The sequence below is a fragment of the Collinsella sp. AM16-21 genome (assembly GCF_003471905.1).
Classification (GTDB): Bacteria; Actinomycetota; Coriobacteriia; order Coriobacteriales; family Coriobacteriaceae; genus Collinsella.
This window is the reverse complement of record NZ_QRKJ01000002.1, coordinates 145744-170672: the sequence shown is the minus strand read 5'-3', so window position 1 is coordinate 170672 and position 24929 is coordinate 145744. Positions and strand designations below refer to the sequence as shown.

20 protein-coding genes are annotated in these 24929 nt (G+C 59.4%); 6 read left to right on the top strand and 14 right to left on the bottom strand.

Features of this window, described 5'->3' with window-relative positions:
• Positions 1-189 precede the first annotated feature (189 nt).
• The 9 genes from DW180_RS02475 to pflB all read right to left on the bottom strand — a co-directional run bounded on the left by DW180_RS02475 (position 190) and on the right by pflB (position 8037).
• Positions 190-822 (bottom strand): helix-turn-helix transcriptional regulator, encoded by a 633-nt coding sequence (locus tag DW180_RS02475; protein ID WP_117758364.1) that lies wholly within the window; start codon positions 820-822, stop codon positions 190-192.
• 31 nt (positions 823-853) lie between these two features.
• Positions 854-1537 (bottom strand): DUF3990 domain-containing protein, encoded by a 684-nt coding sequence (locus DW180_RS02470; RefSeq protein ID WP_118237246.1) that lies wholly within the window; start codon positions 1535-1537, stop codon positions 854-856.
• A 94-nt stretch (positions 1538-1631) separates the two neighbouring features.
• Positions 1632-2222 (bottom strand): ribosome biogenesis GTP-binding protein YihA/YsxC, encoded by a 591-nt coding sequence (gene yihA, locus DW180_RS02465; RefSeq protein WP_055252447.1) that lies wholly within the window; start codon positions 2220-2222, stop codon positions 1632-1634.
• Between the two features lie 38 nt (positions 2223-2260).
• Entirely contained in the window at positions 2261-3001 is a 741-nt protein-coding gene (gene mtnN, locus DW180_RS02460) for a 5'-methylthioadenosine/S-adenosylhomocysteine nucleosidase (RefSeq protein WP_099432169.1), read from the bottom strand.
• A gap of 78 nt (positions 3002-3079) precedes the next feature.
• Positions 3080-3301: a hypothetical protein gene (locus DW180_RS02455; RefSeq protein WP_117758362.1), complete on the bottom strand. Its 222-nt coding sequence runs from the start codon at positions 3299-3301 to the stop codon at positions 3080-3082.
• 48 nt (positions 3302-3349) lie between these two features.
• Positions 3350-4168, bottom strand: coding sequence for a pyruvate formate-lyase-activating protein (gene pflA / locus DW180_RS02450; RefSeq protein WP_118237244.1), 819 nt, complete (start codon positions 4166-4168; stop codon positions 3350-3352).
• Between the two features lie 187 nt (positions 4169-4355).
• Positions 4356-5210 carry a DegV family protein gene (locus DW180_RS02445; RefSeq protein ID WP_118237242.1) on the bottom strand — a complete coding sequence of 285 codons (855 nt, stop codon included), beginning with the start codon at positions 5208-5210 and terminating at the stop codon, positions 4356-4358.
• A 438-nt stretch (positions 5211-5648) separates the two neighbouring features.
• Positions 5649-5900, bottom strand: coding sequence for an autonomous glycyl radical cofactor GrcA3 (gene grcA3, locus DW180_RS02440; RefSeq protein ID WP_055252439.1), 252 nt, complete (start codon positions 5898-5900; stop codon positions 5649-5651).
• An 85-nt stretch (positions 5901-5985) separates the two neighbouring features.
• The gene (gene pflB / locus DW180_RS02435) at positions 5986-8037 is read right to left on the bottom strand and encodes a formate C-acetyltransferase (RefSeq protein WP_117758359.1); all 2052 of its coding nucleotides are present in this window, start codon (positions 8035-8037) and stop codon (positions 5986-5988) included.
• A 537-nt stretch (positions 8038-8574) separates the two neighbouring features.
• Between pflB and DW180_RS02430 the strand changes: the two genes are divergently transcribed.
• The 5 genes from DW180_RS02430 (at position 8575) to DW180_RS02410 (ending at position 15853) form a co-directional block, all read left to right on the top strand.
• Positions 8575-9024, top strand: a complete 450-nt coding sequence (locus DW180_RS02430) for a MarR family winged helix-turn-helix transcriptional regulator (protein WP_117583523.1) — start codon at positions 8575-8577, stop codon at positions 9022-9024.
• Entirely contained in the window at positions 9021-11387 is a 2367-nt protein-coding gene (locus DW180_RS02425) for an ABC transporter ATP-binding protein (RefSeq protein ID WP_118237240.1), read from the top strand. The genes DW180_RS02430 and DW180_RS02425 overlap by 4 nt, the downstream gene beginning before the upstream one ends.
• Positions 11387-13243, top strand: a complete 1857-nt coding sequence (locus DW180_RS02420) for an ABC transporter ATP-binding protein (RefSeq protein ID WP_118237238.1) — start codon at positions 11387-11389, stop codon at positions 13241-13243. Before DW180_RS02425 ends, DW180_RS02420 begins: the two co-directional genes overlap by 1 nt.
• Before the next feature lie 565 nt (positions 13244-13808).
• Positions 13809-14840: a 3-deoxy-7-phosphoheptulonate synthase gene (locus tag DW180_RS02415; RefSeq protein WP_118237236.1), complete on the top strand. Its 1032-nt coding sequence runs from the start codon at positions 13809-13811 to the stop codon at positions 14838-14840.
• A gap of 362 nt (positions 14841-15202) precedes the next feature.
• Entirely contained in the window at positions 15203-15853 is a 651-nt protein-coding gene (locus DW180_RS02410; RefSeq protein WP_117583527.1) for a GNAT family N-acetyltransferase, read from the top strand.
• 1036 nt (positions 15854-16889) lie between these two features.
• Here the strand turns inward: DW180_RS02410 and DW180_RS02405 are convergent.
• Positions 16890-17993, bottom strand: a complete 1104-nt coding sequence (locus DW180_RS02405) for an IS30 family transposase (RefSeq protein WP_233545148.1) — start codon at positions 17991-17993, stop codon at positions 16890-16892.
• A gap of 252 nt (positions 17994-18245) precedes the next feature.
• On the opposite strand from DW180_RS02405, the gene DW180_RS02400 reads away from it, so the two are divergent.
• Complete coding sequence (locus DW180_RS02400; protein ID WP_118237234.1) at positions 18246-18437, top strand: hypothetical protein; 192 nt, start codon at positions 18246-18248, stop codon at positions 18435-18437.
• A 35-nt stretch (positions 18438-18472) separates the two neighbouring features.
• Here DW180_RS02400 and DW180_RS02395 read toward each other — a convergent pair whose 3' ends face one another.
• The 4 genes from DW180_RS02395 to ptcA form a co-directional block, all read right to left on the bottom strand.
• The gene (locus tag DW180_RS02395) at positions 18473-19882 is read right to left on the bottom strand and encodes an APC family permease (RefSeq protein WP_089572368.1); all 1410 of its coding nucleotides are present in this window, start codon (positions 19880-19882) and stop codon (positions 18473-18475) included.
• 640 nt (positions 19883-20522) lie between these two features.
• Positions 20523-21728: an agmatine deiminase family protein gene (locus DW180_RS02390; RefSeq protein ID WP_117776866.1), complete on the bottom strand. Its 1206-nt coding sequence runs from the start codon at positions 21726-21728 to the stop codon at positions 20523-20525.
• Between the two features lie 367 nt (positions 21729-22095).
• The gene (locus tag DW180_RS02380; protein WP_117583531.1) at positions 22096-23535 is read right to left on the bottom strand and encodes an APC family permease; all 1440 of its coding nucleotides are present in this window, start codon (positions 23533-23535) and stop codon (positions 22096-22098) included.
• A gap of 133 nt (positions 23536-23668) precedes the next feature.
• The gene (gene ptcA / locus DW180_RS02375; RefSeq protein WP_117583532.1) at positions 23669-24742 is read right to left on the bottom strand and encodes a putrescine carbamoyltransferase; all 1074 of its coding nucleotides are present in this window, start codon (positions 24740-24742) and stop codon (positions 23669-23671) included.
• Positions 24743-24929: the final 187 nt, after the last annotated feature.

The window sequence follows — 24929 nt, the reverse complement described above, 5'->3', positions numbered from 1 at the left end:
GGGGGTCCTGCCGTCCTGCGGAAAGATTTGGGGGCAAAGCCCCTGGCCTCCCCTACGTTAACTTCGCTGGCGGCGGCTACAGGAACCTACGCTCTGGAAAGTCGCCGGGCTGATAGTTGCTTTTTATTGGTAGGGGCTCTTGCTAGGCTGGAGCACTTCCTAGAGGCGGGCATCGGCTGTGTGCTTGGTTTAGGCGGCGCTGGTTTCTTTGTATTCGAAGACTGGTTCTAGGAGGTCTTCGATGTTGCAGTGGAGGGCTTTTGCTATGGCTCTTACGCTTGTAACCGAAGCTTCATTGATGTTTCTCTGGCGCTGCTCGTACATTTGGATTGAGCGGAGTGATACGCCCGATTCGTATGCCAGGTCTTGTTGGGTTTTCTTGAGCCTCTTTCTTGCTTGCGCCAGTTTAGTTTGACGAGGTGTTTTCTTCGCCATATCGCAAATAAGACGCGCCACACGTTCCTCTGAGGCTTCGTGCCAGGGGTAGTACAGACTGCGTAGCACATCGAATGGAACGACATGCAGCAAATCTTCGAAAGACTCTCCTAGGCGCCACTGAAGGTATGCCAATATCCAGCCTGTCCAATATTCCGGTGTCTTTTCGAATCGGTAGGTTCGATTTGGCATCGGCCTTGATTGATAGCCGAACCTTTCGGCAATGAGCGCAAACAGCTCAACGCCCGATTTTCCCGATACGACCCATGCGTTGCCGCGTTCGAACTCGCGGGCTACGCCGCTCAGGCAAAAGAGTTCAGCAACTTCCGATCCTTCTGCCCCATAATCGTTAACGGCATAGTCAAAGCAGTCGCCGAGGTTGTTCATTGCATCCTCAAGGTAGTAGACGGGGTATGTCCTACTCGGCCCACGATCCGTTAACTCTTGGATCATTTAAATCAACCCTCCCTGCCATCAAATCCCTAATGTCGACACCATCAGAGTCAAATCCGTTTACCGTATCCAGGTACTTTCGTCGAGCGTTCTGTTCTCGCTCAAATCGTTTGGGATAAAACTCAGCTCCCGAGGCCTGCTTCCAATCGCGGAACTTAATCGCCGAGAACGCACGCTCACTCATGAGCGCATATTGAATGCCCAAATCCCCCAAAAACATAATGCGCTGCAATTGCCTGAGCGAGATCATGCCGTTGACAAACTGTCTTGCAAACGAGAAATAGGAATCGTCTGCACGATAGCCTCGAATAACGTCATAGGGAGAAATATCAATCAGGCAGTTATCCAGCAGATAACGAAGCCCCTCGCGTGCTACTGGCGTTGAAACATTGAACTCTCTCTTATTCGCCAGAATTGCAAGCCAGTTGAGAATCGAGAACTCACCTGATTCCAAATCCAAAATCGCAAGGCCATCTAAATCAAGCTCATATCGATTGGCAATGCCATCAGACTCGGTCCGGCATGCCCATTCCATTGCCATTTCCTCATGTGGCGTGCAATAAAACCCGCGCCCATAGTCATTGAATTGCCTGCATTTATCCAACGATGGATGCTCGACAACAACCTCCGACCCGTGCCAAAGCTCCATATCGACCTCCTAAAAAATATCACCCCAGTGATAGTTTACCAATAACTATCACTGGGGTGATATAGATGAGAGCTTTTGAGGGGTTGCAGCCCGATTAGAGGCAGGCCTCGGCGATGCGGCGCTTGAGTTCATCGATGCCGGTGCCGGTCTGGGAGCTTGTGATGATTACGTTTTCGGCCGGGACGTTGAGCTGCTTTTTGATGGCTGCCGCCTGGCGGGCCTGCTGGGTGCGGCTGAGCTTGTCGGCTTTGGTGAGGCAGACGATAAAGTTGAACTCGTTGCCCTGCAGGTAGTCGATCATGTCATGATCGAGCTTGCTGGGGTCGTGACGAATGTCCACCAGCGAGACGACCAAGTTAAAGCTGCGCTCGGAGTCGAAAAAGTCGCCGATAAGCTCGGCCCAGCGGTCGCGCTCGGCCTTAGAACGACGGGCGAAACCATAGCCCGGCAGGTCGACGAAGTGCACGTCGTCGGCCTCGAAGAAATTGATGTTGCTTGTCTTGCCCGGTGTGCTCGAAACCTTGACCAGGTTCTTGCGGCCAAAGAGCTTGTTCATAATCGACGACTTGCCCACATTGGAGCGGCCGACAAAGCTCACTTCGGGGCAGGTGGACTCGGGAATCTGCGAAACCTTGCCGTAGCTGGCGACGAACTTGGCAAGCTGGTAGTTAATGGAATCGGCCATGGACACTCCTTGGTCGTAGGTTCTTACAAAAGAGCGCGCTATTGCGCAGCGGCAATGCGGCGGACGATATCGAGCGTGATGTTACTTGCGACACGCGCGTACTCGAACAGATCGAACTCTCGGTCGCAAATTGCATCGTACGCCTCGTCACAATTATCGCTGATAGCGCGCAACACCAGGCAATCGACACCATTTTTGGTTGCGACATGGGCAATCGCCGCGCCCTCCATGCCGACACAATCGGCATGCGTCGCTTCGATAGCGTCGTTACGCATGGCGGCGCCCGTCACAAAGCGGTTACCCGTGGCAATCGTGCCGACCAGGAACTGTTTGGTGCCCTCGTTCGAAGCGACTGCATTTGTCGAAGCGTCAACGAACCCACGCTCAGCAAGCACGTCGACGGCAATATCGACCAGCGCGGGCGTCGAACCAAACTCCTCAAGCCCCGGTGCGGACTCGGCGATAAGCGCGGTATCGGTATCCAGATAGCGTAGGCGTTTGCCAATGACCACGTCGTCGATATGGAGCTTGGGGTTCAAACCGCCCGCAATGCCCGAAAACACAACAGCCTGCGGAGCATACTTGCTAATGAGGTGCTGTGTTGCAGCGGCGGCGTTCACCGTGCCCATGCCCGCCGTTGTGGCGACGACTGTCAGGCCGTCGAGCTCGCCGCTCACAACGGTCAAGCCTGCCTCCCGTGCCTCGCAAACGTCGCTCAGCTCTTCCTTAATCTGCATGATCTCTTTTTCGAGCGCACCGATAATCGCGATGGTAGCCATACCATTCCCCAAACCTATACGAAATTCTCAACCACGGTATGGTACCAGCATTTTGTTTGACCTCGCCAAACGAACACGCTAAGCCAGCGCAGCTCGCATATCAAACAGAGCCTTTGCAATCACGGCCGTAACCTCGCTCGAGCGGTCGCCCCACGGCATCGATGTCATGACGCTCATGACATAGGTACGACCATCGATGCCGATAAGGCCCGCATCGCATGTCGAATAGTAACCATCCTCGCTAATCCAGCCTGCCTTGTTGCGCACCAAAACATGCTCGCCCGCAATGCCATCGCGCACTCATTTAAGTCTGTCCCCAATGAGTGCCCTTGGGGCGAAAATGGCTCGCTAGTCGATGGCGTTTTTGAGTTCGGCGCGGCGCTTTTTCATGCCGGCCATGACGGCGTTGCGCAGCTCGGGCATGCGCGCGGTATCCATCTGGGGCACGCCCTCGAGCTTATAGGGAATACCCAGCTGCTCGTACTTGACGACACCCATCGTGTGATACGGCAGCATTTCCAGGCCCACCACGTTGTGCCATGGAGCGATCAGGCGACCGAGCTTCTCGCATTCCTCCGCCGTATCGGTGATACCCGGCACCACCACGTGGCGAATAACAACCTTAATCTTGCGACGGGCAAGCTCATCGCCAAACGCCAGGATGCGCGCAGGATCGCAACCGGTCAGCTTTTTATGCTCAATCGGATCGGCATGCTTGATGTCGAGCAGCACCATATCGGTCTCGTTGAGAACAGCATCGAACTTCTCCGGATGCTTGGGATCAAATGCATAGCCACAGCTGTCTAGGCAGGTGTGTACGCGGCCATCGGGGTTGTTGTGCATTGCACGGAACAGGTCGGCCAAAAACTCGGGCTGCAGGAGCGGTTCGCCGCCCGAAACGGTAATGCCGCCGCTACGGTAGAACTCATGGTTGCTCTGGAACTCGTCCATGAGATGCTCGACGGTCACCATCGTGCCGCCGTTAACAGACCAGGTATCGGGATTGTGACAATACGCACAACGCATGGGGCAACCCTGAACAAACACTACAAAGCGGATGCCGGGACCGTCGACCGTTCCCATCGTCTCGATCGAATGCACGCGACCCAGGGCATACGCAGAGTCCTCGGGATGAGCATCCACACCCTCAAGCGTCATCTCAGCCATTCCCGCAACCTTGCCTCTCTTTGGTTTTTGTCAATTAAAATGCCAGAGCCATTCTAGCCCATACGCCTGATGGCGAAACGGTTTAGCGGTCAATTTGATCGTCCTATTTGACTCCACGCAAAAGCGGCGGGAAGGTTGTCACAACCCGCTCGCCGCCGAAGCAATAGAAATCGATAGACGCCAGGCCCTACGCCTTAAGCGTAAGCACCGCGCCAAAGGCGGTCGGGCCGCAGTGGCTCGAGATGACGCCGCCGACCTGAGTCCAGGTAACGTCCTTAAAGCCCAGGTCGTGCGCATAGACTTCCATATCGTCGCGCAGCTCCTCGGAAAGGCCCACTGAATACGCCAAACCAATGTGCGAGTAATCAATATCGCCCTTCGCAACCATGTGGTCAATAAAGGCACGGGCACATTTGAGCATAGAGCCGCGGAGCTTCTTGGTCGCCACGAATTTGCCACCCGTCACCTCGATGCAGGGCTTAATCTTGAGCAGATGGGCGCCTAGGAACGCGACGTTGGACAAGCGACCGCCGGCCTTAAGGAAGGCGAGATCGGTTGGGACAAAGCCCAACAGCACGCGGTCCATCACCGAATTGGTGAAGGCGAAAATTTCGTCAACGGTGGCATCGGGATGAGCCTCGATGTATTTGGCAGTCTCGACGACAACGAGTGACTGGCCCACCGAGACAAAGCGCGTGTCCATGGAGAACACGTAGTCGCGCCCCTGGGCCGCAATCTTCGAGGACTGATGCGAGCAGGTCGTGGCCTCGGAATACGCAAGATGCAGAATGGTCGCATCGGGCTGCTCGGCATGGATACGGTCATATACGTGCGCAAAATCTGCCGGCGCACAGCCACTGGTCTTGGGCATTACGCCAAACTCGTTGCAGCGCGAGTAAATCTCGAGCGGATCGATGGAGCCGTCCTCAACGGTCTCGTCACCAATCGTGACATGCATGGGCACGCGCACGATGCCATAGCGCTCGCAGAGCTCCGGCGTCACATCCGAACCAGACTCAACCACGATTACGTACTTGCCCATTATCATCACAACCCATCTCGACGTTGGCTTTTGAATATGTGACGCACGTCCGCCGTCCTGCTGCAGAACGGCCTCCAAGCGCCAAAGAGACGCCGCCCCTTGCACACAACAAAGGACAGCGTCTCCCTGGAAAACTCCGTGCTTATCTGAGATTCTACACGGTTTATTAAGGAGTGTTACTTATTCCGCAAACGGTAGCTATACGCGATAAACGGTAGCAAGCAAGAATCCAGAACGCTCAACCCATTAGGAGAGTTCCGCCTAAAGGGTAACTACACAGGACCCCGCCGGGGCTGTTTGGGCTACCTCCCAAAATATTCCGCAGGACGCAAGAAGCCCTCGCCGCACGAAGTGCGCAGCGAGGGCTTCTTGCATGTCCGAGGACGTTTTGGGAGGTAGCCCAAACAGCCCCGGCGATCCTGCGGGAGTTAAACCCCTTTAGAACTTGTTGTGGAAGGTACGCGAAATGACCTCGTCCTGCTGCTCCTTGGTGAGCGTGTGGAAGTTCACGGCGTAGCCGGAAACGCGAATGGTCAGCTGCGGGTACTTCTCGGGGTGAGCCTGAGCGTCGAGCAGCGTCTCACGGTTGAAGACGTTGATGTTCAGGTGGTGGCCACCCTTCTCGGCGTAAGCGTCGAGCATGTGGACCAGGTTATCGGCCTGAGTCTCGGAAACTTCAGAAACCTTCATAATGTGTCTCCTTCGATCGATAGGCGCCGGCCGAAACCGGCGCGCCAATCAGTAATCGTTATTGTTAGTATAGCACTAACAATAGTTACTCGCCCAGCTGATCAAGATCGATATCGCCAAAGAACACCTGGTCCTCCTTGCCGAGCGCGCCCGGGATGATGGAGAAGGTGTTGGAGATGCCGTCCTGAGCATCGCGGAACGGGAGCTTGGAAACCGAAGACAGCGAAGCGATGGCGCCGTGGCTATCGCGCTTGTGCATGGGGTTAGCACCCGGGGCGAAGGGCTGGCCAGCCTTGCGGCCATCAGGCGTAGAACCGGTCTTCTTGCCGTACACGACGTTGGAGGTGATGGTCAGAACCGAGGTCGTGGGCACGGAGTTGCGGTAGGTGTCGTTCATGCGGATGTACTCCATGAACTGGTGCACAACGTCGTGAGCGATCTGGTCGACGCGGTCGTCGTCGTTACCGTACTTGGGGAACTCGCCCTCGGTCTCGAAGTCGACGATGATGCCGTTCTCGTCACGGACGGGGTGGACCTTGGCGTACTTGATGGCGGACAGGGAGTCAGCCACGACGGAAAGGCCAGCGATGCCCGTAGCGAACCAGCGATGCACGTGCTTGTCGTGCAGAGCCATCTGGATGCGCTCGTAGCAATACTTGTCGTGCATGTAGTGAATGATGTTCAGCGAGTTGACGTACACGCCAGCGAGCCACTTCATCATGTCGTTGTACTTTGCCACAACGTCGTCGTAATCGAGCGTATCGCCCTCGACGGCGCGGTACTTGGGGCCGACCTGCTTCTTGGAGACCTCGTCAACACCGCCGTTGAGTGCGTACAGCAGGCACTTGGCCAGGTTGGCGCGAGCGCCGAAGAACTGCATCTCCTTGCCGATGCGCATGGAGGACACGCAGCAGGCGATGCCGTAGTCGTCGCCGTGGTAAACGCGCATGAGGTCGTCGTTCTCGTACTGGATCGAGGAGCTGGCGACAGAAGTCTTGGCGCAGAACTTCTTGAAGTTCTCGGGCAGACGGGTCGACCACAGAACGGTCATGTTGGGCTCGGGGCTGGTGCCCATGTTCTCGAGCGTGTGCAGGTAGCGGTAGCTCATCTTGGTAACGAGCGTACGGCCGTCAACACCCATGCCGCCGATGGACTCGGTGACCCACTGCGGATCGCCGGTGAACAGGGCCTGGTACTCGGGGGTACGGGCAAACTTGACCATGCGGAGCTTCATGATGAAGTGATCCACGAACTCCTGGATCTGCTCCTCGGTGAAGGTACCGTTGGCAAGGTCGCGCTCAGCGTAAATGTCGATGAACGTAGAGGTACGGCCGATGGACATAGCGGCGCCGTTCTGCTCCTTGACGGAAGCGAGGTAGGCGAAGTACATCCACTGGATGGCCTCCTGCGTGTTGGTAGCAGGGTTGGAAATGTCGAAACCATAGGTCTCGGCCATCATCTTGAGCTCGCCGAGGGCGCGGATCTGCTCCTGCAGCTCCTCACGATCGCGGATGTTGTCGGCGGTCATGACCGTCGGGGTGGAAGCCTTCTGGGCCTCCTTGTCCTTGATCAGGTAGTCGACACCGTACAGGGCGACACGACGGTAGTCGCCGATGATGCGGCCGCGGCCATAGCCATCGGGCAGACCGGTGATGATGTGGGCCGAACGGCAGGCGCGCATCTCGGGGGTGTAGACATCGAAGACGCCGGCGTTGTGGGTCTTGCGCTCGAAGGTGTAGCGCTCGACAACGTTCTCGTCGATCTTGTAGCCGTGCTGGCTGGCAGCCTGGCAAGCGATGCGGATACCACCGTTGACGTGCAGCGCGCGCTTGAGCGGCTTGTCGGTCTGGAGGCCGACGATGGTCTCCTTGTCGCGATGGGCGTTATCGATGTAGCCAGCGGGGTGGCTCACGATACCCGTGACGGTCTTGGTGTCCATATCGAGGACGCCGCCCTGCTCGCGCTCCTTGAGCAGCAGGTCGAGAACCTCGCCCCACAGCTCCTTGGTACGCTCGGTCGGGCCGGCGAGGAACGACTCGTCGCCCTCGTAGGGGGTGTAGTTCTTCTGGATGAAGTCTCGGACGTCAACCTCTCCCGTCCAGATGCCTTCCTTGAAGCCTTCCCATGCCTCCTGCATTGTGTAACCACGCTCCTAGTTACGTGTAATGCGGCGCTCTCTCACACCGCTGCTTATTGAATTCTTGAATGTTAGACCTGCATGACCGGCTTCATTCGCTTTCCGCCGCACATTAGCACAGGGAAAAACGTTTATTCACCTTGGTCTTGCAACCCTAAACCCAAGATTTCACCCGTTAGTGAAGGATAACATAGCCACCCCCTTCATCAGGGCTGTTATATGTTCCTTTTTTTGTGTCATTAGAGCGTTTTCAACAAATCCGCAGGAAACGCGCCCGCCATCAGCTACCGTTCACCGAATTATTTGATATTTCCCCTTGCCTTTATACGTCCTTCACTCTAGCTGTTATGCCAGCTTTAGCAGGGTAAAGTGCCTCTGAGTAGGCTTTAGGACATGTCTAACGATCTGCCCCCAACTTTGCTGGTACCGACGGTGTACGGAGAGTTTTCTAGGCATGTCCCAAAATCTACCGCATAAGGTGTGCATACAGGGGTATCATCTTTCACCGAAAATAGTTTCTAGTGTTAGGGGTTTTCGGTGGAAGATACCGATTTCCATGAGCTTGGGCGTCAGCTTTTAACTGAGTTTGGCAGCATGCATCAGCGCATTTCGCGCTTTGCGGACAAAGCTCTCGGCGGCGAGATGGCCGTCATGCGCGCTCTCATGCTCGCCGGCGGTTCGCTCACGCCGAGCGAACTCGCCGATCGCGCCTGGGTCTCGAGTGCCCGCATCGCCAATATCTTACGCACTCTCGAAGCCAAGGGCTGGGTCGAGCGCGAGCACTCAAAGACCGACCGTCGTCGTGTACACGTCACGATGACCGATAAGGGATTCCAGAATCTCGAAATCAAACGTCGGGAATTCGAGGAGCGCACCGCGGCCTTCCTCGAGCAGCTCGGCGAAACAGATACCCAAGAGATGGTGCGCCTTCTAAGGCGTTTCAACGAAATTATCGACCGCAATCAAGAAAGGAGAGATGCCGAGTGAGGATTCTCAAGCTCTTTAAAAAGCATGTCCTGGCACTGTTCACAGCTATCGTACTTATCGTAATCAGCTGCAACGCCGATCTGGCACTGCCTACCTACATGAGCGACATCGTCGACGTGGGCGTACAGCAAGGCGGCATCGCCTCGCCCGTGCCCGACACCATTCGTGCCGAATCACTCGATGACCTTGAGCTCTTTATGAGCACCAAGGACGCCAAAGCGGTAGAGGCCGTGTTTAGCAAGGCAGACAACAACGGCATTCGGACGTACAAGGGCACCGAGGAAGAGCGCACCGATGGCGGCAAGATTGCTGACATTATGAGCCTGCCCGAGACCGTCGTCCTTTCGCTCAACCAGGGCATCGACGCTGGCTCCATGGGCGACATGATGGGCACGTCCAACGAACAAGACAACAGCACCGCCCAGGCCATGCCCTCCCCCGAGCAGATGGCGGCGATGACGTCCGAGCAGCTCGCCGAGATGCAGCAGAAGGCCGCAGCGGCGCAGAACATGCAAAAGCAGATCGACGCCGACGGCGGTAAGATCACCATGAAGAGCCTGCGCCTGGGTGTCGAGGGCGGTCTGGTAGACCAAAGCAAGCTCGTCGAGGGCGCCAACGAAATGGCGGACAAAATGGGCTCCATGTCGGGCTCCATCGTCACTCAGCGCGCCGTGAGCTATGTGCAGGACGAGTACAAGGCACAGGGCATCGACCCCGCCGACGTGCAGAACGCCTACCTGGGCCGCATGGCGACCACGATGTTTGGTCTGTGCCTGATCTCACTGGTCGCCACCATCCTAACCGGCGCCGTGGCCTCGCGCACCGCCTGTTCCATCGCACGCGACCTGCGCCGCGAGACCTTCAACAAGGTCATGCACTTCTCGCCGGCCGAGGTGGGCAAGTTTAGCCAGGCCTCGCTCATCACTCGCTGCACCAACGACATTCAGCAGATTCAGATGGCCGCAACCCTGTTTATCCGCATGTGCCTCATGGCGCCCGTCATGGGCATCGTCGCCGTCATGCGCGTCCTGGCCAACCACACCGGCCTGGAGTGGACCATCGCCGTGGCCATCATCGCGGTCTCGGCCGTCGTCGGCGTGCTTATGGGCCTCACCATGCCCAAGTTCAAAAAGATGCAGAGCTTTGTGGACCGCGTGAACCTTACCGCCCGCGAGCTGCTCGACGGCCTTATGCCCATCCGCTCGTTTAACCGCGAGGAGCATGAGCTCGAGCGCTTTGACCAGGCGTCCCTCGACCTGATGACCACGCAGCTCTACACCAACCGCGCCATGAGCTTTATGATGCCGCTCATGATGCTCGTCATGAACTGCATCACCGTGCTTATCGTCTGGTTTGGCGCGCAGGGCGTGTCCGACGGCGTGATGCAGGTCGGCAACATGATGGCGTTCATCTCCTACACCATGCAGATCGTCATGGCGTTCATGATCCTCACCATGGTTTCGGTTATCCTGCCCCGCGCCGAGGTCGCAGCAGAGCGCGTGGAAGAGGTCATCACCTGCCCCACGAGCATCAACGACCCTGCCTCGCCCAAACTGCCCGCAGCCAGCGCGCCGCGCGGTGAGCTCACCTTCCGCGACGTGAGCTTCCAGTACCCCGATGCCCGCGCCGATGTCATCAGCGGCGTGAACTTCACCACGCATGCCGGCCAGATGCTCGGCATCATTGGCTCAACGGGTTCGGGCAAGTCCACGCTCGTGCAGCTGATTCCGCGCCTGTACGACGTCACGGGCGGCAGCATTTCGCTCGACGGCATCGACGTGCGCGACATGACCCTTTCCGAGCTGCGCCACCGCATTGGTTACATCCCGCAGCAGGGTCGCCTGTTCTCGGGCACCGTCGAGAGCAACCTCAAGTTTGCCGGCGACATGGTGAGCGATGATGACATGCGCCAGGCGGCACGCATCGCCCAGGCCGAGGACTTTATCGCCGAGCGCGAGGGCGGCTACGACTCCCCCATCAGCCAGGGCGGCTCCAATGTTTCGGGCGGCCAGCGCCAGCGTCTGGCCATCGCCCGCGCGTTGGCCAAAAAGCCCGAGGTCGTGGTGTTCGATGACTCGTTTAGCGCCCTCGACTACAAGACCGACGCGCGCCTGCGCGAGGAGCTGGCCAAAAACGTCACCGACGCCGCACTCGTGGTCGTGGCCCAGCGCATCGCGACCATCATGCACGCCGACCAGATCATCGTGCTCGACGACGGTCACGTAGTGGGCACCGGCACGCACGAGGAGCTGCTGCACGGCTGCCCGGCGTACCTGGAGATTGCACAGTCGCAGCTTTCCGCCGAGGAGCTGGGGCTTACCCAAGAAGAAATTGCAGCCGTCATGGAAGGAGGCGAGCGCTAATGGCAGACGAGACCAAGACTCAGATTCCCAAGCCCACCCGCCAGCGTGGTCCCATGGGCCGCATGGGTGGCATGCGCCGTGGCGAAAAGGCCAAGGACTTTAAGGGCACCATGAGGCAGCTGCTCGGCTATATCGGCCAGCACAAGATTGCCGTGTTTGCCGCCGTCGCCTTTGCCGTGTGCTCGGTCATCTTTAACATTGTGGGGCCAAAGGTACTTGGCCAGGTTACGACCAAGCTGTTCGAGGGCCTGGTTGCCAAGGTCAACGGCACCGGCGATGTCGACTTTGCCTGGATCGCCAAGACGCTCGGCTTTTTGCTCTGTCTGTATCTGGCGAGCTCTGCCTGCAGCCTGATCCAAGGCTGGCTCATGACCGGCGTCACGCAAAAGATTTGTTATCGCATGCGCAAGGAGATCGCCGCCAAGATCGCTGTCGTGCCGATGAGCTACTTCAACGGCCACAGCAAGGGCGACGTGCTCAGCCGCATCACCAACGATGTCGACACGCTGGGTCAGTCACTCAACCAGAGCGTGACGCAACTCATCACATCGGTGACGCAGATTATCGGCGTGCTCGTCATGATGCTGTCGATCAGTCTGCCGCTCACCGGCGTCACCGTGCTCACACTGCCGGCAGCCGCGATTATCCTGACCGTGATGATTCACTTCTCGCAGCCGTACTTCCGCGAGCAGCAGCAGGTCCTGGGCGCCGTCAACGGCATCATCGAGGAGGACTTTGCCGGCCAGAACGTCATTCAGGTGTTCGACCGCGCCGAGGCCTCGATCGAGGAGTTCGACAAAGAGAACGACCGCCTCTTTATGAGCGGTTGGCGCTCTCAGTTCCTGTCGGGCCTGATGATGCCGCTTATGAGTCTGGTGGGCAACATGGGCTACGTGGGCGTCGTCGTGGTGGGCGCGCAGCTCGCGCTGACCGGCAATGCCACACCCGGCGACATCCAGAGCTTTATCCAGTACGTTCGCAACTTTACGCAACCCGTGCAGCAGCTGGGCAACGTGAGCAACACGATGCAGTCGATGGCCGCCGCCACCGAGCGCGTCTTTGAGTTCCTGGCCGCGGCCGAGGAGGAGCAGAAGGCCGACGCGCAGATTCCCGAGAAGCGCCCCGGTCACGTGGAGTTCGACCACGTCAAGTTTGGCTACACGCCGGACAAGACCATCATCCACGACTTTAGCTGCGAGGCCGAGCCCGGTCAGACCATCGCCATCGTCGGTCCCACCGGCGCTGGCAAGACCACGCTCATCAAGCTGCTGCAGCGCTTCTACGACGTGGACGGCGGTTCACTGCGCGTCGAGGGCATCGACGTGCGCGACTGGGACCGCGCGGCACTGCGCGGCGAGTTTGCCATGGTGCTGCAGGATACCTGGCTGTTTAACGGCACCATTCGCGAGAACATTCGCTACGGACGCCCCGATGCGAGCGATGCCGAAGTCGAAGCCGCCGCACGCGCCGCACGCTGCGACCACTTTATCCATACGCTCGCCGGTGGCTACGACTTTATGATCAACGAGGAGGGCACTAACCTGTCGCAGGGTCAGCGCCAGCTCGTGACCATCGCCCGTGCCATTTTGGCCGACCGCCCGGCGCTGATTCTAGACGAGGCGACTTCCAACGTGGACACCCGCACCGAGGAGCTCATTCAGCGCGCCATGGATGCGCTGATGCAGGGCCGTACAAGCTTTGTCATCGCGCACCGCCTGTCCACGATCCGTAACGCCGACGTGATCTTGGTGATCCGCGACGGCGACATCGTCGAGAAGGGCACACACGACGAACTGCTCGCCCAGGGCGGCTTCTACGCCGACCTGTACAACTCGCAGTTCGACGAAGCGGCGTAAAACCGGCGGCAAACAACCGCAATACACAAAACGGGGGCGCAGAATGAACTGCGCCCCCGTTTTGTTTCCTTTGGGCCTCGAACTGCCTCCCCTGGGACCTGATTGACAGCCCACTCCAAGCCCCGTGGGCAAAAAATGGCAAATATGAGTACTGTTACTTTTTTAGTAACAGCCAAAACAGCACCAAATGCTGCTCACACGGCTTGCACGCGCTCCTAAATTGATCAAATAGCTCTATAGCGGACTTATATGTGTTAGGTTAATGAACATATTTTCTGTTATGTCTATTATCTTTTGCCGGCAATATGGCACTACAATAGCAACAGTACTCATATTTGCCATTTTTTGCCCACGGGGTATGCCGCAGAAGATCCAACTTGCTCCAGCGTGCCGTACGCCGGCCTTCCCCTTCCGGCAAGTGCCGACATTTTCCCAGATAAAACCGAACAAAACAAACCTGTCCTTTTTCGGCAGGTTTCGCTTGCACTTTAGCGTGCGACAGCGGATAATGCCGAACACTCGACAATACGCTTATTGCTCTTTCTATAGATTGAGGAGGCCCCGCATGGCCATGGAATTCAAACGCAGGCTGCCAATCCCCATGGAGATCCGCGAGGAAATGCCGCTTTCCGCCGAGCTTACTGCCAAGAAGCAGGCATTCGATGCCGAGGTCGCCAAAGTCTTTACCGGCGAGGACGCACGTAAGGTGCTCATCATCGGCCCGTGCTCTGCCGACCGCGAGGATTCGGTGCTTGAGTACATGAACCGCCTGGTCAAGACCGCCGAGGAGGTCAAGGACAAGCTCATCATCATTCCGCGCGTCTACACCAATAAGCCGCGTACCAAGGGCACCGGCTACAAGGGCCTTCTGCACAACCCCAACCCCGAGGCTCCCGACGACCTGCTCGAGGGCGTCAAGGCCATCCGCCATATGCATCTGCGTGTTATTGAGGAAACGGGCTTCTTCACCGCCGACGAGATGCTCTATCCGTCCAACTACCAGTACCTCGTTGACCTGTTGAGCTATGTTGCCGTGGGCGCGCGCTCGGTCGAAAACCAGGAGCATCGCCTGGTGTCGAGCGGCATTTCGGTGCCCGTGGGCATGAAGAACCCCACCGCCGGTTCCACCACCGTCATGCTCAACTCTATTTACGCCGCGCAGGCGCACCAGAGCTTCATCTTCCGCAACTGGGAGGTCGAGTGCGATGGCAACCCGCTCGCGCACGCCGTCATGCGCGGCTACATCGGCCTCGATGGGCGCACCTACCCCAATTACCACTACGAGCACCTGGAGCGCCTGGCCGAGCGCTATACCGAGCATGCCGGCTATGCCAATCCGGCAGCGATCATCGACTGCAACCATGACAACTCGGGCAAGCGTCCGCTGGAGCAGTATCGCATTTGCAAGGAAGTGCTCGACAGCTGCCGCCGCAACGAGTCCATCTCCAAGCTGGTCAAGGGCTTTATGATCGAGTCTTACCTGGAGGACGGCAACCAGCCGGTCGACGGCGGCGTCTTTGGCAAGTCGATCACCGACCCGTGCCTAGGCTGGGAAAAGACCGACTACCTCATCCACGAGATCGCAGAGCGGGTTTAGTTACGTGGGCCGCATTTGGACAATCTGACGTTCAACTTCAAGGGCGCAACCAGAAGGTCGGCGCCCTTTCGTTTCACGTCACCTTGTCTCAAATGCGACCCGCTCGCTGTCCGTCCTCTACCTGCGGCGTTGTCTTGCTCCGGATGCGGCAGTTGGGGACGTTCCTTTTCTGCCGGCAGTCTGGGACATTCCTTGAGGTAGTCGTTGGGGACGCTCTTGTTTGACCAGTCGTTTAAGAACGTCCCCAATGACTATCTCTCCGCCCCCGTGGGATCGGGGGTCGTCTACCGAATGGTTGATGCGGCGGCCCTGCGGCCATGTCACACTCAGAGGTGGCCTGACCCAACCCGGAAGGAGCCTCCATGAGCCTTGACAACGTAGCCCTGCGCGCCACCACACTTGATGACCTGACCGGCATCGCCGCCATCTACAACCAGCTGTGGTGCAACACGCTGCGCAACCGCGGCGACGTCGAAGCTGCCGATTTCTGCGCGCGCTTTAACATCGCCATGCAGCTGCAGCGCTCCCCCATCGCGCTTGTCGCCGAGGCCGAGGGCCGCATTATCGCCGCCTGCTGCATCGGCATCTTCGAAGACGGCAAGCCGCGTACCAACCCCACGTGGGTACCCTGCTACGACGAGATGTTCGCCCAGGCAACCGAGATGGCGAAGACCGCCGACGCCAAGCTCGAGGGCTCGCTCTTTGGCGACAGCCGCGAGAAGGCCACGGCCGACCGCTTTGCCGCCACGGGCAATGAGTATGCCCAGGGCCAACTCAACCTCATCATCATCGTGCCCGAGTGGCAGGGCAAGGGGCTCGGCCGCGCGCTCATCGACCTTGCGCGCGCCGAGCTCGCCCGGGCAGGCTGCACCAAGTTCTTCCTGATGAGCGACTGCAGCTCCGACTGGCAGTTCTACGAGCACCTCAACATGAAGCGCATCTTGGAAGATCACAGCCAAGACACCGGCGACGGCTTTATCGTCTACATGTACGGAGGCGACACGCAGGATTAGCTTGAGTGCCGCCTCACGGGCTTTCTCCAAGACAGCCCAAAGCAATCAGCCACGCCAAAAGGGACATGCCAAAAAGGGACAGGTTTATTTTGGCAGGTTTTATCTGGGTAAACGCCAACCGCCGCGAGGAAGTTGCCTTCCCTCGCGGCAGTCTTCTAGCAGCCAAAACCAAGTGAGTAGACTTTTTGCAGGAGGCCGAGCACACCCCGAATCGCCACAGCGCTGACCTGCGGTTTTATTGAGCACTTGTCGTGATATGCTCGGCAGATCCAAAAAAGCCTACTCACTTGGTTTTGAGGCGCTCCAGATAGGCGAACAACCGCCGCGAAAGGGATCCGATCCTCTTCGCGGCGGTTGTTCGCGCTGGTTTTGAGGCGGTTTTGCCCGCTTGCTACTCGCTGCAGCGGGCAGCGATGACAGTTCGCACCATGCCGGCGCTCATAAGGCAGGCCCCCGACGACTACAGCAGCACACGCAATAATCTGACAGTATCATTTGCCATAATCTTGCAGTAGTGTTTTCCATAATCTAATAGTGGCCCAGTTCAGAGGCGTTATTGGATAGTGACATATAACCGTTTTAGAACGTCCCCAACGACTGCCCGGGAGCGATAACAGGTATTATCTGGTCAAACACCAAAACCACCACAAAGGGGTTGATTTTCAATCTCAACGCAACAGCCTGAACGGACCCCGCGTTTCCGCAGCTAGCGCAACGCGGAAATAGCCCCCGGCGCCTGGCCGTCGCCTCGTTTCCGCAGGTGGAGAGGCTGTGGAGGCCGGTGCCCCCATGCCGCCGCCGCATGCTCCGCCAGCCCGCCGCGCAGCCGTTCCGGACTCAGCGCAACGGGCCCTCCGGCCCATGTCCCGGCCCGCCGCCTATCCCGCCAGCGGCCCCTCGCCCCTCGCGGCCCTGGCCCTGTCGATGCAGCCGGGCGTGAGGTCGAGCTCGCCGGGCGCCAGCTCCTCTATCCCGAACGCGTCCATGAGGGCGGAGGCGTCCTCCCCGAGGGCCATCCGCAGCACGCGCGCCGGCGTCAGGAACCCGAGCGCCCCCTCGGCTCGGAGTTCACCTGCGACATGAGCAGCGCGCAGTCCGCCGCCTCCAGCCGGTCGAACCTGGCCCCGGCGCCCTTGGGCAGCAGCTTCCTGATCTCGACGTGGTTCTTCTCGCACGCGCCCTTCTGCTGGCTCTGCCGGGGGTCGCAGTAGAAGAGCCTGGTCTCGCCGTCCCGCTCGCCGAGCAGCGCCGCGATGGCGCCCTCGTCGGCGAACTCGCTGCCGTTGTCGGTGAGCACGGCGCCGAAGGCGCGCCTCGCGCCGTCCTCGCCGAGGACCGCGCGCAGGGAGGAGAGCGCCGCCAGGACCGAGGCGCACGTGCCGTCCGGCAGCGGCAGGGCCAGCTGGAAGCGGCTCGGGCGGTGCAGGAGCGTGAGGAGCCTGGCGGAGTCGCCCCTGGCGCCCTCGACGGTGTCCATCTCCCAGGCCGCGGCGCAGGCGTCCTCGCCGAGCGCGAGGAACGACGCGTGCGACCTGCGCGCCGAGTGGGACGTCGCCCTCCCCGGGGCCCGGCGCGACCTCGGCCTGTAGCCGACCTTGCGCCTGAGCTCCATGTTCGTCATGCCGTCGTAGCCGGCGTCCACCCACCTGTAGACGGTGGAGGCGCTGAGCCCGGGGGTCGCCGCCGCTATCTGCTGCGGGGAGAGCCCGCGCGCGAGCCCGTCCCTGATGGCCGCGAGCTTGGCGGCGGCGCCCTCCTCGGTCTCGTCGATCCCGGACCTGCTGCCCGAGAGCTCGGCGTCGGCCGCCTCCTGCGCCCTCCTGGCGCTGTAGAACACCCTGGGCCTCCTCGAGCAGCCGTAGCCCCTCCTGTGCGAGCAGCCGTTGCAGCACCTCGGCCACGAGGAGAGCCTGGGGCAGGCCCCCGACAGGTCCGCGGGAGCGGGCTCGCCGTAGCGCGAGCGCGGCGCCGTGACGTAGCGGTGCGCCGCCACCTCCCTGGTCACGGTCGATGGCGACCTGCCGAGCTCCGCGGCGATCTCGCGGGCGCTGCGGTTGAGGTCGAGCATCCTCTCGACCGTGTTCCTCTCATGCCTCGTGAGCCTCCCGTACGACCTCCCGGACGGCTTCGGTCTGGACATTTCGGCCTCCCTCCATCGCGGGCCGGGGGATTCCGGCCCCTCTGGGGTTGCCTACCCGGATTCGCGCCTCAGGACTCAGCGCAACGCGTTGCGCTGAGTCCTGAGTCTGTTGCAATGAAGATGAGAATCAAGGACCACCACAAAGGTGCCTGTCCCCTTTGTGGTGGTTTGGAGCTCTCCGCGGCGGGATGCTAGACTGGCGGCGTATACATTCGCGCCAAAACACGGGTCGCATGCAAGAAAGGAGATGCCATGGCGCCTATCGCACCTCTCAAGATGCTCGTCGCTCCTGCCGCTAAGGCCATCGCCCGCCTGAGCGACTCACTCACCTACGACGATATCCCCTGCGTTGTCGACGAGCGCCCGGACGGCTGTCCGTACCTGGGCCACGTTCCCTACTTTGCGCCTAAGCTCGCTTCTGATCCCGAGCACTGCGAGCAGTAATCCAAGACACAGCAAGCGCTGCGCAACTCGCGGCGCTACTGTTTTGGTGCAAAGAAACCTGATTCCCTTGCACCAACGCCGGGATTGTCGACGCTGCGGCCGCGGCGCGATATGAGGCGCGAAACCTCGCCCAGCAACACGACGATCACCACACCCATGAGAATGGGCAACTTTGCCATTTCGGCGGGCGAGCCGTTGAGCGGCACAATCGTAGCGACAATCGAAAGCACAAGCTCCACCACGGGAATCGCAAGTGCCACCGCAAGCACCTTGCCCTCGAAGGGTGCACGGAACACGCGCGGGCGATCGTCATATTTGCGCAGGCGCCAAAACGCTGGGAACATCGGGATATAGCTCATGAGCAGAAAGACGACGTTCATCGAAAAGAATACCCAAAAAACGTCGGAACCCTCGCCCAGCGGAATCTGAAGTAGCAGCACCAAGCTGGCAAAACAACCGTTAATGATTGCCGAGCCATTGGGCATGCCGGTCTTCTTGGACACCAGCGCAAAGGGGCGCGGCATGTTGCCATGGCGCGCGGCATAGCTCGCCACGTTGTTGACGCCAAAGCTCCAGCAGATCATGTTGGCGAACAGCGTCACCAAAAAGGCCACGCCAACGACCATCGTCAGCGGGTGAGCGCGCCCCACCATAGCGGCGACTGCGTCCACAATGCCCGAATCGAGTGAAAGCTGCTCGGTGGGAACCGCGGCTCCAATGCCAATGCCGCAAATGATGTAAATTGCCGCAATGGCCACGCCACCGGCAATAACCGCCTTGGGGATATCGCACGACGGGTTCTTCATCGTGCTGGCAAAAGTCGCGACCACCTCAAAGCCCATAAAGTTGAATAGGATGATCGATAGGTACGTCAACGAATTGGTGTCGCCCAGATCTGGAATGAAGGTCTTAAACGACATGTCGTTGGCAAAGCCGTTATTGCAGGCAAACCAAATGCCGACGATTCCCACCACAGCGGTAATGAGCACCTTGATGACGGCGCCGCCGTCCATGACCCAATCGGCCTCGGCAACCGGCTGCATTGCCATGACCGTGACGCCCCACACAAAGGCAATCTCGATGGCAATTCGGATCCCGAGTGAAAACTCGATACCCCACACCGCATTAATGACACTGGGGAACATGCAGGCGATACTTGCCACCCACAGCGGAAAGTTAACCCAGTAGCACCAAGAGCAACGGGCGCCCCAACGGTCGCCCAGGCCCAAGCGAACCCAATCGTACAGGCCGCCCTCGGAATCAAACGCCGTACCCAGCTCGGCCACCACCAGACCATAGGGAAGCAAAAACGTAATGATAAGGAAGATCCACCAGAAGAACTGCACGTTGCCCATGGCAGATGCCGGAGCCGCCGCCTCGATGGTAAACACGACGCAGATAACCGAAAGGATGACCTCGATCAGGGAGAACTTTTTACCTGCCATGGCACGCTCCCCCTACAGCAAAAAGGATGGCATCTGTACCGAAGGCGCAGCCCAAGGTAGGGTTGCAGGCCGCGTCACCGGTGCAGGTGCCATCCCAAAGAGAAGAGAGGATGCAATTATTGGACCAACGCTCGCGGAACAGGCGCGTGTAGATAACGATACGCTGGTACATAGATACTCCGATCAAAACGGCCGCGTTCGCGACCGGGAACTTTCGGCAATTGAAGACGCGTCTGACCTGGGAAATTCAAGCGAACAATTGGCCTAACCCGCAAAAAATCCCAGGCCAGACGCGTATTCAATCAAAGAAAAAAGGCACTCCGATGTGGAGGCAACGGAGTGCCCAAAGAAAACCCAACCGACCAAGACATCAAGCAAATCAGCCATCAATGCCCCAAGATGGTCCGATTCACCGACCGTCCGATTGATCGGCTGGGTTTTCGAGGTGCCCCAGGTCGCCGCGAAAGAGGAGCGAAGCGTACTTTGGTACGCGAGCGACGGTTTGAGCGGCGAGATGGGGTGCCTCGGAAAGTCAGACGTTTACTCGGCGTGCTCAGGTGCGCCAGATTGGCGCGAACGAGGAGCGTAGCGTACTGACGCTACGTAAGCGACGAGTGAACGCCAAGGTGGCGTGCCTGAGTTACGCCGAGGGCTCCTGCTGCGTAATGCAGTGGATGTTGCCGCCGCCGAAGACGACCTGCTCGGACTGGACGCCGACGCACTTGTAGACGCCCTCGCCCCAGACCTCGTCATAGATCTTCTGGAGCGTGTCGACGGCCAGCTGGTCGTTCTCGTCGCCGTACTGCGGGACGATGACGCCGTGGTTGGTGACCAGGTAGTTCATGTAGGACGCGATCAGCGGCTCGTCGGGGACGCGCGGCTCGGCGTTCTCGTCGGCGTCGATGGTGTCGCAGGAGGCCTGGTCCATGAACAGCGGGGTCACGGGCATGCAGAGCTTGTAGACCTTCATCTTGCGGCCCTTGGCGTCAACGGCGTTGGAGAGGGTCTCGTAGGCAGCGTGGCACTGCTCGTAGAACGGATACTCGGGATCGTCGGTCCAGATGCAGGCCATGACGCCCGGGGCGATGAACGTGGCGACGTCGTCGATGTGGCCGTTGGTCTCCTCGGGGTCGATGCCCTCCTTGACCCAGATGACCTTCTCGACGCCCAGGTAATCCTTGAGGTGCTCGTCCATGTAGGCGCGAAGCTCCTCGCTCCAGGGCTCAAACTTCTTGTGGAACTTGGGCCAGATGGACTCGGGATCCTCTTCCTCCTCGAGCACTGCAGAGCAGGTGCGGCCCGGGGAAAGCAGGCACTGGTCGGTCACGACAAGGGTGCCCTCGCCGTCAACGGTGATGGAGCCGCCCTCGAGGATCATGTCATCGGGACGATAGCGGCGGCAGCCGGAAAGCTCAGCCATCTTAAGGGCGATCTGCTCGTCCTTGTCCCACGGGAAATAGAGGCCGTCGACGAGACCGCCGTAGGCGTTGAAGTGCCAGTGGTTGGCGCGCTTCTCACCCTTGCCGTTGATGACGTAGGTGGCGGCGGTGTCGCGGAACCAGGCGTCGTCGGTGGTCATCTCGATGACGGTGACGTTCTCGTCCTCCTCGAAGACGGCCTTGCAGTTGGCATAGTCGACCTGGTTGGCGCACATGGTAACCGGGGTGAACTCGGCGATGGCGCGGGCGATGGCGGCATACTGCTTCTGAGCCGGCTTGGCGCCGTGGGCCCAGGTGTCGGTGCGGTGGGGCCAACCCATCCACACGCGATCCTGCGGGGCGAACTCAGCGGGCATAAAGAAGCCGTCGGCCTTGGGGGTGGACTCGGACTCGGTGATCGTACGCATAAGATATCCTCCAAATCGAACGATCGCTTGCTGCGGGCGGGTTACCCGCAGCCTAAAACCAAGAGATGGTAGGCGCCCGTTCCCCGGCAAGGGTCGGGGCGCCCGGCGCCGGTTTTCACGGAGTCGCACCGGCAAGCGACGACGTAACCAAGTGCGCGGAGACAAAACGCACGAAGGATACGGAAGAGAGATTGGGGTGGGCGGTGGTTACCGGAGCTATCGCTCACACCCACCCCGGGGAATGGTTAGCAAACCTGTCGCTTGGGCACGTCTCCGAAGAGGCTAGAGTGCCCGGAGTCGGGAGCGACAAGCCCGACGAAGCGCGCGTTGGTACACGAGGAGGGTTGGAGCCCCAGAACCGGGTGCTCTAGTTCTCCTCGGCCTCGGCGGCCTCCTCAGCGAGACGCTGAGCTGCCAGCTCGGGAGTGAGGCCCTTGTACTCGGTCTCGCGGCCCTTGGCGCTGACGACGCGGACAACCTCGCCGATGAGCAGAAGCACGATGAAGATAACGATCATCGGGAGCTTGTCGCCAATCTCGGCGGCGGAGAGCGGCACCAGCGTTGCAACGATGGCCAGGATCAGCTCGATGCAAGGGATGGCCAGCATGACCTTCATCATGGCACCCTTAAACGGGAACGTGAAGATGCGCTCGCGGTCGGGGTCGTTCTTGCGAAGGTTGAGGAACGCCGGGAACATCGGGATGTAGGTCAGCAGCAGGAAGACGACGGAGGTGCCGAAGAGCATCCAGAAGACGCCGTTGGAGATGGCGTCGATGGGAACGAGCTGCAGGCACAGCACCAGGGAGGCAACGACGGCGTTGACCAGGTTGGCGCCGTTGGGCATGTCATCATCCGAAATCATCGAGGCGAAGACCTTGGGCATGTTGCCGTGCTCGGCAGCGTAGCGGGCGACGGAGTTGACGCCGAAGGACCAGGCGGCCATGTTGGCGAACAGGGTGATCAGGAAGGCGATGCAGATGACCTTGAAGATCATGGAGTCGCCCACCATGGTCTGGACTGCGACAATCATGCCATAGTCGGGGTCGATGGAATCGGCCGGCACAGCAGCGCCGATGCCAAAGCCAGCGAACAGGTAGATCACGGCGATGGACAGGCCACCGACGATGATGGCCTTGGGGATATCGCGAGCGGGATCGGCCATGTCGTCGGTCATGGTGCAGATGACCTCGAAGCCCATGAAGTTAAAGATGATGATCGACAGGTAACCGAGAGCGTTGGTGTTGGTGAGCTCGGGCAGGAAGGTGGCAGCGGACATGTCGTTCGCAAAACCGTTCTCCATGGCATACCAAATGCCCAAAGCGCCAACGATAACGGCGACGGCGACCTTGATGATGGCGCCACCGTTAAGGACCCACTCGGAGTCGGCCGCCTTGGAGCGGCCCATGAGGTAGACGATCCACACAAAGGCAAGATCGATACCCATCTTGGCGATCAAGTTGAACTCGACGCCAAAGACCATGCCCAAAATGTCGGGGAACATGGTAGCCAGCGAGGCGATCCACAGCGGGTAGTTGACCCAGTAGTAGTACGAGATGCGGGCGCCCCATTTGTCGCCCAGGCCATCGCGTACCCAGTCGTAAATGCCGCCCTCGCCGTCATAGGTGGTACCGAGCTCGGCGACAACCATGCCGTAGGGAAGCAGGAAGGTCAGGATCAGGAAGATCCACCAGAAGAACTGCTGGTTGCCAATGGCAGCAGCAGGAGCGGCGGCCTCGCAAACGAAGACGACGCAGATGATGGTCGAAATGACCGTCAAGAAGGAAAGCTTTTTCTTTCCGTCGCTCATGATGAGCTCCTTCGCTCAGTCTTGGACAGATCCGAGGCCCTAAGGTATTAAGGCAATTGCTTGGGCCTCGGTGAGCGGGCGACAGGAGACGAGCATCCGCCGCCCGCAAACGTGCTTTTAGAAGCCTTGAGGCTTAGAGCTGCTCGAGAGCTTCGAGAGCGGCGTGGAGCTCAGCCTTGGCGGAGTACTCGACACCCTCGTCGTTGAGCGGGGTGCGCTTGCCCAGGGCGGCAAGGAGAGCACGGATGGAGTGCTTGCGGTTCTCGGCCTCGACCCAGCACAGTGAGCGCTCGGGATCGTCCATGACCTCGTCGACGACCTCCTCGTTGCGGGTGGCCGGCAGGCAGTGCATGAACTTGGAGTTGGGGCCGGCGAAGTTCATCATGTCCATGGTGACCTGATACTTGGGATAGAACACGTCCATGTAGTTCTCGCCCGAGACCTCCTCGTCGTACAGGCCATACCACACGTCGGTGTAGATGAAGTCGGCGCCCTTGATGCACTCGATGTCGTCGGAGATGACGACAGAGCCGCCGGAGACCTTGCAGTTCTCCTCGGCGATGGCCATCATCTGCTTGCCGAACTCGGCGCGCTCCTCGACGGTGCCAACGTGCAGGCCGCCGTCGGGGATCTGGTGGCCCTTAGGTCCAAACTGGACAAACTTCATGCCGACCTTGGAAGCGATGAACATGAGGGAGACGCAGACCTGGGTGGCGTCGCCGATGAAGGCCAGGGTGCAGTCCTCGATCTTCTTGCCCTCGGGGAGGTTCTCGAGCATGGTCATGAGGTCGCCCATCTCCTGCGTGGGATGGTTGAACTCGGACATGCCGTTGATGACGGGCACAGCGGAGCCCTCGGCGAGGCCGACGACGTCCTTGTGACGGTCAACGCGAGCCATCATGATGTCGAGCAGCGAGCCCATAACGCGAGCGGTATCGCCCAGGGACTCGTGACCGCCGAGCTGGATGGTGCCAGGGCCATAGAACTGAGCATGGCCGCCGAGGTCGGTCATAGCGGTCTCGAAGGAAAGACGAGTGCGGGTGGAGACCTGCTGGAAGATCATGCCAAGGCTCTTGTTGCGGAGCAGGTGCGGATAATAACCGTCAACCTTGATGGCCTTCTTCATTGCCAGGCCAAGATCCTCGATAGCCAGGATCTGCTCTTTGGTGAAGTCGTTGGTGTCGATGAAATCCTTAGGCAGTGCCATGTCGATTTCCTTTCCGCCGGTCTTGCCGACTATTACTATGAGGCGCTCGAACATCACGCCTCGTGTTGACAAGACCATCATTCACCCGTATGCAATTTTTACCTAGTTTATTCGGGATTAAAGACCGTTCACGGAGTTACACCCCCTCTAAACCAATATAAACCCGCAGGTCAAGAGTTTACAGGGG